The 13,055-nt window shown below is 59.0% G+C and carries 11 protein-coding genes; 10 read left to right on the top strand and 1 reads right to left on the bottom strand.

Annotated features, from left to right (window positions below; all coding sequences use genetic code 11):
* The first annotated feature begins 52 nt into the window (after positions 1-52).
* The gene (locus HMPREF9623_RS05535) at positions 53-778 is read left to right on the top strand and encodes an endonuclease III domain-containing protein (protein ID WP_009532919.1); all 726 of its coding nucleotides are present in this window, start codon (positions 53-55) and stop codon (positions 776-778) included.
* 11 nt (positions 779-789) lie between these two features.
* Positions 790-1,941 (top strand): DUF4317 domain-containing protein, encoded by a 1,152-nt coding sequence (locus HMPREF9623_RS05530; RefSeq protein ID WP_009532918.1) that lies wholly within the window; start codon positions 790-792, stop codon positions 1,939-1,941.
* Here the strand turns inward: HMPREF9623_RS05530 and HMPREF9623_RS05525 are convergent.
* Positions 1,895-2,467: a shikimate kinase gene (locus tag HMPREF9623_RS05525; RefSeq protein WP_009532917.1), complete on the bottom strand. Its 573-nt coding sequence runs from the start codon at positions 2,465-2,467 to the stop codon at positions 1,895-1,897. The two genes, HMPREF9623_RS05530 and HMPREF9623_RS05525, sit on opposite strands and share 47 nt — an antisense overlap.
* A 152-nt stretch (positions 2,468-2,619) precedes the next feature.
* Between HMPREF9623_RS05525 and HMPREF9623_RS05520 the strand changes: the two genes are divergently transcribed.
* The 8 genes from HMPREF9623_RS05520 (at position 2,620) to HMPREF9623_RS05485 (ending at position 13,053) form a co-directional block, all read left to right on the top strand.
* Positions 2,620-3,975, top strand: coding sequence for a glucose-6-phosphate isomerase (locus tag HMPREF9623_RS05520; RefSeq protein WP_009532916.1), 1,356 nt, complete (start codon positions 2,620-2,622; stop codon positions 3,973-3,975).
* Positions 3,972-4,430, top strand: a complete 459-nt coding sequence (rpiB, locus tag HMPREF9623_RS05515; RefSeq protein WP_009532915.1) for a ribose 5-phosphate isomerase B — start codon at positions 3,972-3,974, stop codon at positions 4,428-4,430. The genes HMPREF9623_RS05520 and rpiB overlap by 4 nt, the downstream gene beginning before the upstream one ends.
* Positions 4,431-4,499: 69 nt before the next feature.
* On the top strand, positions 4,500-5,654 hold the full coding sequence (locus tag HMPREF9623_RS05510; RefSeq protein WP_009532914.1) for an exonuclease SbcCD subunit D: 1,155 nt from the start codon (positions 4,500-4,502) through the stop codon (positions 5,652-5,654).
* Complete coding sequence (locus HMPREF9623_RS12005) at positions 5,651-8,413, top strand: AAA family ATPase (RefSeq protein ID WP_009532913.1); 2,763 nt, start codon at positions 5,651-5,653, stop codon at positions 8,411-8,413. The genes HMPREF9623_RS05510 and HMPREF9623_RS12005 overlap by 4 nt, the downstream gene beginning before the upstream one ends.
* Positions 8,414-8,533: 120 nt before the next feature.
* Entirely contained in the window at positions 8,534-9,280 is a 747-nt protein-coding gene (locus tag HMPREF9623_RS05500) for an MBL fold metallo-hydrolase (protein WP_050806334.1), read from the top strand.
* Positions 9,277-10,623, top strand: coding sequence for a dihydroorotase (locus HMPREF9623_RS05495; protein WP_009532911.1), 1,347 nt, complete (start codon positions 9,277-9,279; stop codon positions 10,621-10,623). The genes HMPREF9623_RS05500 and HMPREF9623_RS05495 overlap by 4 nt, the downstream gene beginning before the upstream one ends.
* Before the next feature lie 19 nt (positions 10,624-10,642).
* Positions 10,643-12,280 (top strand): ABC-F family ATP-binding cassette domain-containing protein, encoded by a 1,638-nt coding sequence (locus HMPREF9623_RS05490; RefSeq protein ID WP_009532910.1) that lies wholly within the window; start codon positions 10,643-10,645, stop codon positions 12,278-12,280.
* Between the two features lie 8 nt (positions 12,281-12,288).
* On the top strand, positions 12,289-13,053 hold the full coding sequence (locus HMPREF9623_RS05485; RefSeq protein ID WP_009532909.1) for an exodeoxyribonuclease III: 765 nt from the start codon (positions 12,289-12,291) through the stop codon (positions 13,051-13,053).
* The last annotated feature ends 2 nt before the right edge of the window (positions 13,054-13,055 follow it).

Genomic DNA, 13,055 nt, shown 5'->3' with positions numbered 1-13,055 from the left:
AGGCGAAAGAAAGCCGGGAAGCGAGAGGAAGAGAAAGGCAAGACAGGGAGAAATGAAACAGGGGACAGAGAAAAAGACAGAGAACAAGAAGGGAAAGCGCGGTGCGGAGACAGCTTTGAACGCGCGTCGAGAACTCACAAAAGAAGTCATAGAGCGCTTAAAAGCGCTTTACCCGGACACAAAGTGTACCTTGACCTATGAAGATGCATGGCAGCTTCTGATTTCGGTGCGGCTCGCGGCGCAGTGCACGGATCTCCGCGTGGATCAGGTGACGCCGCGGCTTTATGAGCGCTTTCCGACGGTGCGGGCCCTATCGGAGGCGCCGGTCGAGGATATAGAGGAAATCGTGCGCCCCTGCGGGCTCGGCAATTCCAAGGCGCGGGACATTAAAAAGTGTATGACGGTACTGCATGAAGAGTATCAGGATCAGGTGCCGCGCGATTTTAAGGCATTGCTCGCGCTGCCGGGGGTCGGCAGAAAGAGCGCCAATCTGATTATGGGAGATGTCTTCGGGGAACCGGCGATTGTCACCGACACCCACTGCATACGGCTCGTAAATCGCATCGGGCTCGTGGATCAGGTGAAGGAACCCGCAAAGGTAGAAAAACTCTTGTGGGAATTGGTGCCGCCGGAGGAGAGCAACCAGTTCTGCCACCGCCTCGTGGACCACGGCAGGGCGGTATGTACGGCACGGAAGCCGGACTGCGGGCACTGTGTGTTGAATGACTTATGTCGCTACGCAAAAGAAGAGCAGCCTTTCGGGCTCGGAGAACTTTGAGGAGGAGAAGAATGGACAGAAAAGCAGTGCTCGAGGTGAGAAAACTATTCGATAAAAACGACTGCCGTATTGACCGCATGCGCGGCTGCTATGTGAACGGCGAAAAGCAGATTATAGCGGATTTGCAGGATCAGTTCTACAGCTTTGAGGAGGAGGAGCTGTTTCAGTACTGCGAGCTCTTTAAAAAGGCGGTCTCCGGCAGAATCGGACGGACGCTTTTTAATATCGAATTTCCGCTTGCGGCGGAGAAGGAGGGCGGCGCGCAGGAGAAGCTGTACCGGCTCTTAAAGAGCGAATTAAAGGACGAGGCGCTTCTGCAGGAATTTTTTCAGGATATCATTCAGCATTACGCCTTCACCGGCAATTACCTGATTCTCCTGGTGCACGGTGTCTACGATATTCCGGGGCGAACCAAGGATCGCGTGGGGTTAAGCGACGGCTCGGAATATGTGTATCCCTTCCTCGAGCTCTCGATTTGCCCGGTGGAACTGCTCCGCGAGGGGCTCTGTTACGATGCCGAGGCAAAGTCCTTCCTGAGCCGCATGGAGAACTGGAGCGTAAAAAAGCCGGACATCGGTCTCCTGTACCCGGCCTTCAACGAGAGGAATACGGATTTGCACGCGGCGCTCTGGTATGCGCGGAGCGAGAAGACGCGCCATGAGGAGCTCGCGGATGTGTTGCTCGGAACCGAACTCCCTCGCGCCGAGAGTGCGGAGAAGGATGCCTTCCGGGAGATTGTCGAGCGCAGCCTCGGAGAAGACTGCAACTTTACCCTGGTGCAGAATCTGCAGGAGGCGGTGAACCGCTTTGCGGAAGAGGCCGGAGACAGTGAAGTCACGGAGCCGCCGGTGTTATCGAAGGGGGAATTCAAGCGCCTGCTCGACGAGTGCGGCGCGGAAGAAGAGGCGCTTTCGCGCCTCGATGAAGTCTACGAAGAGGTGCTCGGGGAGAGCAAGGAAGCTCTGCTGGTCGAAAATCTGAGTGCGCCGAAGACGCTCACGGTCGAGACGGATTCGCTGCAATTAAAACTGCAGAGCGATGCGAGCGAGCTCCTCAGCACCCGGGTGATCGACGGTCGGGAATATTTTCTGATTCCGGTCTCCGAAGATGTCACGGTCAACGGGATTCGTCTCCGGACAAAAACGGCTGCAGCAGACGAATGAGCTCATTTGTGATTTCCGCGGGGCTCAGGTGATCGGTCGCGATTTTCAGCGAGGCCGCGTCCTCGTAAAGCGGGAGACGCGCCTGCATCATGGCGGCGATGTCGGCAGGGGTCTTCTTGTCTTTTAAGAGCGGACGCGCGGTATCGGTGCCGATGCGCGAAAAAACGGTCTCCGGTGTCGCCGTGAGGTAAATGACGGGACCCAGCAGGCGCATCAGCGCGCGGTTTTCGCTGCGGAGCGCCATGCCGCCGCCGCAGGAAATCAGACAGGGACTCTGCCCGCGGAGGTTTCGCAAAAATTCGGTCTCCCGGTCGCGGAAGGCTTGCTCGCCTTCGCGCGAAAAAAAGTCGGCGATGCTGCAGCCGAGCTCTTGTTCAAGGCAGGCATCGCTGTCCAGCGCGGGGAGACCGAGCGCTGCGGAGAGTGTGCTTGCGACCGTGGACTTGCCGCTCCCCATGAAGCCGATCAGGAAGAGGTGCTGCTTTAAGCGGTGACGAACCGCGGCGGAAGTTGCATCGACGGACATAAAAAGACTCCTTTTCTGTGAAGCTCCGGTTGTTTCGGGGACAGTGTAACACGGGGCACAGGGCTTTACAAACGACTGCGTTTTTCTTGTAAAATTGTGATAAAATGGAACGAAAAAGAATGCCGCGGGGCGCGGTGTGAGGAGGAAAAAATATGGGCTGCATTCAATTTGATTTGCGGGGCGCACTTTCTTTTCTGAGTGAGCGGGAACTGGTCCAGATGGAGCAGGCTGCGGAGACGGCAAAGGATGAGCTGGTCGAGCACACGGGCGCGGGCAACGACTTCCACGGCTGGGTGGATTTGCCGGAAGCTTATGACAGAGAAGAGTTTGCGCGTATTCAGAAGGCGGCGGCGAAGATTCAGGGAGATTCGGATGTCCTGGTAGTCGCCGGCATCGGCGGCTCCTATCTCGGCGCGCGCGCGGCCATTGAGTTTTTGCGCCAAGGGTTTTACAACCAGTTGCCGAAGGGCGAGCGGAAGACGCCGGAGATTTATTTTGTCGGCAACAACATGAGCGGACAGTATATGAACGCGCTGATCGATGTGATCGGCGAGCGCGACTTCTCGGTCAATGTAATCTCGAAGTCCGGCACGACGACGGAAACCGCAATCAGCTTCCGTGTCTTCAAGACCTTGCTCGAGAAGAAGTACGGCAAGGCGGGCGCGGCGTCCCGCATCTATGCGACGACGGACAAGCAGCGCGGTGCGTTAAAGCAGCTCGCAGATCGCGAGGGCTATGAGTGCTTCGTGATTCCGGACGATGTGGGCGGACGCTTCTCGGTGCTGACGGCGGTGGGTCTCCTGCCGATTGCCGTCTCCGGTGCCGACATCTCCCGCCTGATGGAGGGCGCGGCGGCAGAGCGGCAGGCGCTGCTCACCGAAGCGTATGCGGACAACGATGCGATGCGCTATGCGGTCGCGAGAACCGTCTTGAACCGCAAGGGCAAGGAGGTTGAGGTGCTCGCAAACTATGAGCCGAGCCTCGCGATGATTTCCGAGTGGTGGAAGCAACTCTTCGGCGAGAGCGAAGGCAAGGATCAGAAGGGCATTTTGCCGCACTCGGTCAACCTGACGACAGATCTCCACTCGATGGGCCAGTACATTCAGGACGGCAGACGCATCCTGATGGAGACGGTTTTGAATGTGGAGCAGCCGAAGAACGAGCTTGTGATCGAAGAAGAGGCGGGCGATCCGGACGGTCTCAACTACCTTGCGGGTAAGACCATGGACTTTGTGTGCAAGAATGCGATGCGCGGCACCAAGCTCGCGCACATTGACGGCGGCGTTCCGGTCATGCAGATTAATATCCCGGCACAGGATGAGTATTCGCTCGGCGCACTCTTCTACTTCTTTGAGTTTGCGGTCGGCGTGAGCGGCTATCTGCTCGGCGTGAACCCCTTTGATCAGCCGGGTGTCGAGAGCTACAAGCGCAACATGTTCGCACTGCTCGGCAAGCCGGGCTACGAGAAGGAGAGAGAGGCTCTCCTCGCACGGGAGGCACAGGAATGAAATTAGTGATTGCGAACGACCACGCGGCGGTCGATTTAAAGTTTGCGATTCTCGAACATTTAAAAGAGCGCGGCATCGAAGTCGTGAACATCGGCACGGACACGAAGGAGCGCTACCAGTACCCGCTCGCCGGTTATCGCGCGGCCAAGATGGTCGCAAGCGGTGAGGCGGACGGCGGCGTGCTGATTTGCGGCACGGGCATCGGCATCAGCCTCGCGGCGAATAAGGTAAAGGGCATACGCGCGGCGGTCTGCTCGGAGCCCTACAGCGCAAAGATGGCGCGGGAGCACAACAACGCGAATATGATTGCCTTCGGCGCGCGCGTGGTCGGCGAAGACCTCGCAAAGATGATTGTGGACAGCTGGCTCGATGCGAAGTTCCAGGGCGGTCGTCACGCAGAGCGGGTCGCGCTGATTGACGAGATCGAGGAGACGGGAGAACTCTCCTGCGAGTGATAAAAGTTGAGAAGCCGGGTCGGAGCGCGGTATGTAGCCCCGACCCGGTTTTTTTGTGGAGGAGACAGTATGCGATTTTTTCATCTCTCGGATTTGCATCTCGGAAAGCGGCTGCACGAGTATTCCCTGCGCGAGGACCAGGCCGATATTTTGGAGAAGATTCTTGAGGCCGTCCGGCGGGAGAGGCCGGATGCTGTATTGCTGTCCGGCGATTTGTACGATAAGACGATGCCGAGTGCCGAGAGCGTACAGCTCTTGAATTTATTCCTGGAAGGGCTCGCGGCGGAACACTGCCCGGTGCTTGCGATTTACGGCAATCACGACTCGCCGGAGCGCACAGCCTACGGTAGCGGCCTCTTTCGGAAAGCGCGGATTTATGTGTCCCCGGTCTTTGACGGCATTGTGCGCTATGTGACGCTCGAAGACAGTTTTGGCGCAGTGGATTTTTATCTGCTTCCCTTTTTGAAGCCTGCGACTGTGCGGAGCTTCTTTCCGGATGCCGCAATCGAGAGTTATACCGATGCCGTCCGGACAGTCTTGGAGGCGACGCGCCGTACCGCGGACCCGACGCACAGAAAAGTGCTGCTCGCGCACCAATTTGTGACGGGCGCACTGCGCTCCGACTCGGAGGAGACGGTGGTCGGCGGCCTCGACAATGTGGACGCGTCAGTTTTTGAAGGCTTTGACTATGTGGCGCTCGGACATATCCACAGGCCGCAGAGCACGGGGAGCGAGCGAATTCGCTACTCGGGCTCGCCGCTCAAATACTCTTTTTCCGAGTCAGAGCAGGAAAAGAGCATAAGCCTTGTGACGCTCGGCGAACAACAGGCGGACGGGATGGCAGCATTCAAGGTTGAGGAGCTGCCGCTCACGCCCCTTCACGAACTCCGCTGCCTCCGCGGAAGCTATGAAGAACTCACGGCGCGGTCTTTTTATGCGCCGCTTAACCTCGAGGACTATTACCGCATCACACTGACCGATGAGAGCGATGTGCCGGGGGCCCTGCAGCGCCTCAGAACTATTTATCACAATCTGATGGAGCTCGCCTATGATAACCGGCGAACCAGAGCCCGGATGGCGCTCGGGCAACAGAGCCGTGTAGAGTCGAGAACGCCGGAGGAACTGTTCGCGGACTTCTTTCGGGGACAGAACGGGCGGGAGATGAACCCGCTTGAACAGAAGATGCTCGCGCAGGCACTTGCGGAGCGGGAGGTGGACGCATGAGACCGTTGCTTCTCACGATGAACGCGTTCGGCCCCTATGCGGGCGAGACGACAATTGATTTTGCGCGCTTCGGCGGCGCCGGACTGTATCTGATTACCGGCGACACGGGCGCGGGCAAGACAACGCTCTTTGACGCAATCAGCTTTGCGCTTTACGGCGAGGGGAGCGGCGCGGTGCGAAAGCCCGAGATGCTCCGCTCAAAGTACGCCACACCGGAACAGAAGACAGAGGTTTTGTTCCGCTTTGAGGATAAGGGCGCAATCTACGAGGTGCGGCGCACGCCGAGCTACCTGCGCCCGGCGCGCCGCGGCAAGGGAGAGACCCAGCAGCTCCCGGAGGCGGAACTCCGGCTGCCGGACGGAAGCGTCAGGACCAAAGTCAAAGAGGTCAATGAAGCGCTCGAGGACATACTCGGCTTAAACCGCGAGCAGTTTTTGCAGACTGCAATGATCTCGCAGGGAGACTTCTTAAAGCTGCTGCTTGCGAGCACGGAGGAGAGACAAAAGATTTTCCGCCGTATTTTTCATACGGAGCGCTTTGCGGCTCTGCAGGACAGGCTGAAACAACGAAGCGCAGACTGTGAGCGGATTTGTGACCGGCTTGCGCAGAAGATAGAGAGCTGCGCAGAGCAGCTCAGGCTGGAGGGCGAGGCGGAAGCCCTGCGCGAAGCGGTGCTCCGCGGAGAGAAGCCGGCGGAAGAACTGCTCTCGCAGCTGCCGGAGCTGCTCGCGGAAGAAGAGCGGGAGCGGGAAAAGGCTGTCGTAGTGCGGGCGGAGAAGGATAAAGAAATCACAATGCTTGCGGCGGAACTCGCGCGGGCGGAGGAGGCCGCAGAGCGGAAAAGACGCAGACAGGAGAAGGAGCGAGAGGTTCTGGCCGAACAGCAGAAGCTCGCAGCGCAGCGACAGAGAGAAGCGACTCTTTCCGCGGACATTGCCGATAAAAAGCCGCGCTGGGATAAACTGCCGGCCTACCGGGAGCTTTTGCCGAAGTATGAGGAGGTCGCTGCGCTGACGGAAGCACGGAAGCGCGGCGAACGGGAAGTGAAGGCGGCGGAACAGACCCTTCGGCACGCGGAGACAGACGTTACGACGGCGGAGCAGGCGCTTAGCGCAGCGCGGGAAAAGCACCGGGAGCTTAGCGGCGCCGGAGAAAACCTCGCGCGGGCAGAGGCCAAGGCAGAGTCGCTGGCGGCGCGGCAGAAGCTGCTTGCCCTTGTGCGGCAGCAGATTGAAGACTACAAGCGGATTTACTTCGAGCGGCAGAGAGATCTGAAAAACTACAAAGAGAGCTATGCGGCCTACGAGCAGGCGAATGCGGACTATACGACAGCCTATCGGCATTTTCTTGCGGGGCAGGCAGGGATTCTCGCGGAACAGCTGAGGGCAGGCGAACCCTGCCCGGTCTGCGGTAGCCTAAGCCATCCGAAGATTGCGGCGAGAGCCGCCGGAACGCCGAGCGAGGCAGCGCTCCGGGCGCTGGAGACCGCACAGAAAGATTGTCAGCAGGCGGCCGAGCAGGCGGCAAAGCGCCACAGCGCAAGTCAGGAGCGAATGGAGGGGCAGGAAAGGAAACTCACCGAGCGGGCGGAAGAGCTGTTTCCGGGGGTTGCCTTTCAGGACTTGGACCGCAGCGCAAAGGCCGAAGAGACGATATTGCAGGCACAGATTGCGGAGAGCCTTGTTGCGTCGGCGCAGTGCAAAGCGGCGGCCAAGGAGTATCAGCGTCTCAGCGAGGAACTTCCGGCGCTCGAAGCAAAGCGCGCGGCGCTTGAGACGGCGCGGGGCAGTGCGCAGGAGGGGCTGAGTGCGGCGCGGCAAAAGCTCGAGGGGCTTCGCGCGGCCGAAGAAGCCGGGAAAAAACAGCTTCCGGCCGGAGAGGCTGCCGATTTGCAGCGCGAGATTCGGGCGCTCGAGAAAGAAAAAGAGACGGCGGAGAGAGAAGAACAGGCGCTGCTCGCGGCGATTTCGGAGACCGTGCAGCGGCTCGGCCGCTTCGAGGGCGAGCAAAAGGCGCTCGCGTCGGAGCACGAGGACTCGAACCCCGCCGACCCGGCTGCTTTGACGGCGCGGCTTCGCGAGGCAGAGGCAGCGCGTGACGCGCTGCGAAAGCGCGCGGAACAGAGCAGTGCTTCCCTCTCGCGAAACCGGGAGGCTTTTCTTAGCTGGCAAAAACTTGCGGCAGAGCAGGCAGAGGCGTTGCAGCACTTCCGGGCGGCGAAAAGTCTCGCCGACACGGCGAGCGGACAGCTCTCGGGACAGGAGAAGCTGATGCTCGAAACCTATGTGCAGCTCGACTACTTTGAGCGCATCATTGTGCGCGCCAATATCCGCCTCATGGAGATGACCGAGGGGCGCTATGAGCTCGTGCGGAGCAAAGAGGCCGAGAACAAGAGATCGCAGTCGGGGCTCTCGCTCGATGTAATCGATCACTACAACGGCGGTCAGCGCAGCGTGAAGAGTCTCTCCGGCGGTGAGTCGTTTCAGGCTTCGCTGGCGCTGGCGCTCGGCCTCTCGGACACGGTGCAGGAGGAGGCCGGCGGCATCCGCCTCGACGCAATGTTCATCGACGAGGGCTTCGGAACCCTGGATGAGGGGGCGCTCTGGAATGCACTGCAGGCACTTCTGGAGCTCGCGGCCGATGCGCGGCTGGTCGGTGTGATTTCCCACGTCCCGGAGCTCAAGGAAAAGATTGAGCGCCAGATTCGAATCCGGAAGCAGCCTGAGGGCGGAAGTTCCGCGGAACTCGTGCTGCCCTGAGCGGAACGGAAAAAGGCTGTCGCGCGCCCTTTCCTATGTTATACTTGCTGTTGCTACAACTAAGGGCCTGACAGACAGGCCGCAACAGAAAGTTGGGTGCCGTAAGAGATGAGAATCCGCTTGATTGGACATTCCGGATTTTATGTGGAACTGGAAGAGATGAATTTGCTCTTCGACTACTATCGGGGCGAGCTTCCCGTGCCTGACCCAGACAAGCCGCTCTTTGTGTTTGTGAGCCATGCGCATCCGGATCACTTTCAGAAGAGCATCTTTTCGCTCGCCGAGCGGGCGGACAATGTGGTCTACTTTCTCTCGGACGATATACGTCGCTCCGCGCTGCCGCTCTGGGTGCAGGGCAATGTCAGACTGCTCGCGCCGGAGACCGAGACCGAGCTCTGCCGCCTCGTGCGGGACGCCAAGAGCGGAGAACCGCGGCAGGAGACCTTTCTGAAGGTCAATACCTACCGCTCGACCGATGAGGGTGTCGCGTTTTTGGTTGACACGGCGGAGGCGCGCATTTACCACGCCGGTGATCTGAACGACTGGCACTGGGAAGAGAATACGGCGGCGGAGAACAATGCCCAGCGTACGCTGTATCTGGAAGAGTTGCGGGAAATCCGCGCGGAAGTCGAGCGGAGTAAACGGATACCGGACATTGCCTTTGTGCCGGTGGACTCGAGGCTCGGCGCGGATTACTGGCGCGGCGCGGACGCCTACATGCGGGAGGTCGGCGCGCGCTATTTGGTGCCGATGCATCTCTACGGTGATGCGTCGGTGATTCAAAAACTGCGGGAGCGCGAGGCGTCGCGCCCCTATCGCGACAGGATACTGGGAACAGGCAGAGAAGGTGAGGTGTTTACGCTATGATTATGTTGCAGGGGGTGCGGCTCTTGGATCCGCAGAGCAGAACGGATGATATCCGGGATATTTTGCTCGCAGAGGGCAAGATTATCCGCGTCGGAGAGGATCTCTGGCTGGATGCCTCGCTGATTGCACGGGCCAAGGGCGAGGTGCTTGAGGTCTTTGACTGCGCGGGGCTCTGCGCGGCGCCGGGGTTTGTGGACGGTCACGTGCATTTCCGGGACCCCGGACAGACGCACAAGGAAGATATTTTGAGCGGTGCGCGCGCGGCGGCGGCCGGCGGCTTTACCTCGGTGGTCTGCATGGCCAATACGACGCCACCGATCGACAGCGAGGCGCGAATTGTCGAAAATATCCGGAAGGGCAGGACGACGGGCATCCGTGTGTACAGCGCATCGACCATCAGTCAGGGGATGCAGGGCGAGGCGCTCGTCGATATGAAGCTTATGAAAGAGAGCGGCGCCGTTGCCTTCACCGACGACGGCAGACCGCTGAACAATGAGGCGCTGATCCGGGAGGCCATGCAGAAGGCGCGCCGCTTAAAGCTGCCACTATCGTTCCACGAGGAGGATCCGCGTTTCGTGAAAGAGCCGGGGGTGAACAGCGGCCCCGCCGCAGAGCGCCTCGGCTTGACGGGAGCGGACCGGCAGGCGGAGATTGTGATGGTCGAGCGGGACTGCCGCCTCGCGCGGGAGACAGGCGCGGCGATCGTGATTCAGCATATCAGCGCAAAAGAGTCGGTCGAGCTTGTGCGCCGCGCAAAGCAGAGCGGCGTGCGGGTCTACGCAGAGGCGACACCGCACCACTTCTCGCTGACCGATGACGCCGTGAGTCTCTACGGCACCAACGCCAAGATGAACCCGCCGCTCCGCGGAGAAGAGGATCGCATGGCAATCATACAGGGACTTGCGGACGGCACGATCGATATGATTGCGACCGACCATGCGCCGCACGCCAAGGTTGAGAAGGACAGGCCTTTCACCGAGGCGCCGAGCGGCATCATCGGTCTCGAGACCGCGTTTGCACTCGGCTGCATGAATCTGGTGGAGCCGGGCTATCTGACGCTCTTACAGCTTGTGCAGCGCATGAGCACGGATGCCGCAAAGCTTTATCAGCTGGATGCGGGCATGATTAAGGAAGATCACCCGGCGGATCTCACGATTTTTGACCCGGCGCAGAGCTGGGCCTATCTCGTGCCGGAATCCAAGTCCACCAATTCGCCCTGGCTCGGCAAGACACTCCGGGGCAAGGTACTCTTGACCATCTGCGCGGGGCGCGTTGTCTACGAGGACGAGCGCCTGTTTGCGGGCAGAAAGCTGCCGGTCGGCAGCAAGAAAAAAACACTGTGATGAGGAGAGGAAAGAAGATATGATCAGTGCAAACGGCATTACGTTCCGCGTCGGCAAGAAGGCGCTCTTTGAGGACGTAAACATTCAGTTTACAGAGGGAAATTGTTACGGCCTCATCGGCGCGAACGGGACGGGAAAGTCCACTTTCCTGAAAATTCTCTCGGGCCAGCTGGAGCCCACGAACGGCAACATCGCGATTACGCCGGGACAGCGTCTCTCCTTTCTGGAGCAGGACCACTTTAAGTACGATGAGTTCTCGGTTCTGGACACCGTCATTATGGGAAATCAGCGTCTCTATGACATCATGAAGGAGAAGGACGCGCTCTACGCGAAGGAGGACTTCACCGACGAGGACGGCATCAAGGCGGCGGAACTCGAGAACGAGTTCGCGAATATGAACGGCTGGGATGCCGAGAGCGATGCGGCAAACCTCTTGAACGGCCTCGGCGTGGAGCCGGACTACCACTACTCGCCGATGAAAGATTTGCCGGGTGCTTTAAAGGTCAAGGTGCTGCTTGCGCGCGCCCTCTTCGGCAACCCCGACATTCTCCTGCTCGACGAGCCGACGAACCACCTGGATCTCGAGGCCATCGGCTGGCTCGAGGAGTTCCTGATTAACTTTGAGAACACTGTCATTGTCGTCTCGCATGACCGCTACTTCTTAAACAAGGTCTGCACGATGACCGCCGACATCGACTACGGCAAGATTCAGCTCTACACCGGCAACTACGACTTCTGGTACGAGTCGAGCCAGTTGATTGTGCGCCAGATGAAGGAGGCAAACCGGAAGAAGGAGGAGAAGATTAAGGAACTCAAGGAGTTCATTCAGCGCTTCTCCGCGAATGCCTCGAAGAGCAAGCAGGCGACTTCCAGAAAGCGCGCGCTCGAGAAAATTGAGCTCGACGAGATGAAGCCCTCGAGCCGGAAGTATCCGTTCATCGACTTCCGCCCGAACCGCGAGATCGGCAACGAGGTGCTGACGGTCACGAATCTCAGTAAGACCATTGAGGGCGTCAAGATTCTCGATAACATCAGCTTCACCTTAAACCGCACGGACAAGGTGGCCCTGGTCGGACCGAACGAGCGCGCAAAGACCGTGCTCTTCCAGATTCTCTCCGGACAGATGGAGCCGGATTCCGGCGACTACAAGTGGGGTATCACGACGACGACCGCTTACTTCCCGAAGGACAACACGAAGGACTTTTCGGGCGACGAGACTATTGTCGAGTGGCTGACCCAGTACTCGGAGAACAAGGATGCGACCTATGTGCGCGGCTTCCTCGGCCGCATGCTCTTTGCGGGCGATGACGGCGTGAAGAAAGTGCGTGTGCTCTCGGGCGGCGAGAAGGTGCGCGTGATGCTCTCGAAGCTCATGATCACCGGTGCGAATGTGCTGCTCCTCGACGAGCCGACCGACCACCTCGACATGGAGTCGATCACGGCGCTGAACAACGGCCTCATCAAGTTCCCGGGCGTGCTGCTGTTCTCGTCGCGCGATCACCAGATTGTCGAGACGACCGCAAACCGCATCATGGAGATCATCAACGGCAAGCTGGTCGACAAGATTACGACCTACGACGCTTACCTGGACAGCGACGAGATGGCGAGAAAGCGCTTCACCTATACGGTCAGCGCGGATGATGAGAGCGACGACTGAGGAAGAGCATGAGCGAAAAGAAAATGATTTCCTGGAACGTGAACGGGCTTCGCGCGGCAGCGGGCAAGACCTTCTTTGACGCGTTCCACGAGCTGGATGCGGATATTTTCTGCATCCAGGAGTCAAAGCTGCAGGAGGGGCAGATCGAGCTGGATTTGCCGGGCTACTACGACTACTGGAATTATGCGGAGAAAAAGGGCTATTCGGGCGTCGCGATGTTCACGAAGGAAAAGCCGGTGAACGTGAGCTACGGGCTCGGCATTCCGGAGCACGACAAGGAAGGACGCGTGATTACCCTCGAGTTTCCGGACTACTATGTGCTGACCTGTTACACGCCGAATTCCCAGAATGAGTTAAAGCGCCTTGACTACCGCATGGAATGGGAAGATGCTTTCTTTGCGTACATCAAGGGCCTGGATCAAAAGAAGCCGCTCATTTACTGCGGCGATTTGAATGTCGCACATGAGGAAATCGACCTCAAGAACCCCTCGACCAACCGACGGAATGCGGGCTTTACCGATGAGGAGCGCGAAAAAATGACGCGCGTCTTAACGAACGGTTTTGTGGACAGCTTCCGCTACCTCCACCCGGAGGAGAAGGATGCCTATTCCTGGTGGTCCTACCGGATGAAAGCAAGAGAGCGGAATGTCGGCTGGCGCATCGACTACTTTATCGTATCGGAGCGGCTGAAAGACCGGATACAGGGAGCGTCGATTCACAGCGAAATTCTGGGAAGCGACCACTGCCCGGTGGAACTGAAAATCGATCTTTGAGG

This window comes from Stomatobaculum longum (genome assembly GCA_000242235.1).
GTDB classification, from domain to species: domain Bacteria; phylum Bacillota; class Clostridia; order Lachnospirales; family Lachnospiraceae; genus Moryella; species Moryella longum.
The sequence above is the reverse complement of the archived record's forward strand: the minus strand, read 5'-3'. Positions and strand labels throughout refer to the sequence as shown.

Excerpts from the sequence above, each read along its gene's own strand:
- HMPREF9623_RS05530 (WP_009532918.1), top strand. The coding sequence starts at position 790 with ATGGACAGAAAAGCAGTGCTCGAGGTGAGAAAACTATTCGATAAAAAC.
- HMPREF9623_RS12005 (WP_009532913.1), top strand. The coding sequence starts at position 5,651 with ATGAGACCGTTGCTTCTCACGATGAACGCGTTCGGCCCCTATGCGGGC.
- HMPREF9623_RS05495 (WP_009532911.1), top strand. The coding sequence starts at position 9,277 with ATGATTATGTTGCAGGGGGTGCGGCTCTTGGATCCGCAGAGCAGAACG.
- HMPREF9623_RS05535 (WP_009532919.1), top strand. The coding sequence starts at position 53 with ATGAAACAGGGGACAGAGAAAAAGACAGAGAACAAGAAGGGAAAGCGC.
- rpiB (WP_009532915.1), top strand. The coding sequence starts at position 3,972 with ATGAAATTAGTGATTGCGAACGACCACGCGGCGGTCGATTTAAAGTTT.
- HMPREF9623_RS05510 (WP_009532914.1), top strand. The coding sequence starts at position 4,500 with ATGCGATTTTTTCATCTCTCGGATTTGCATCTCGGAAAGCGGCTGCAC.
- HMPREF9623_RS05485 (WP_009532909.1), top strand. The coding sequence starts at position 12,289 with ATGAGCGAAAAGAAAATGATTTCCTGGAACGTGAACGGGCTTCGCGCG.
- HMPREF9623_RS05490 (WP_009532910.1), top strand. The coding sequence starts at position 10,643 with ATGATCAGTGCAAACGGCATTACGTTCCGCGTCGGCAAGAAGGCGCTC.
- HMPREF9623_RS05520 (WP_009532916.1), top strand. The coding sequence starts at position 2,620 with ATGGGCTGCATTCAATTTGATTTGCGGGGCGCACTTTCTTTTCTGAGT.
- HMPREF9623_RS05525 (WP_009532917.1), bottom strand. The coding sequence starts at position 2,467 with ATGTCCGTCGATGCAACTTCCGCCGCGGTTCGTCACCGCTTAAAGCAG.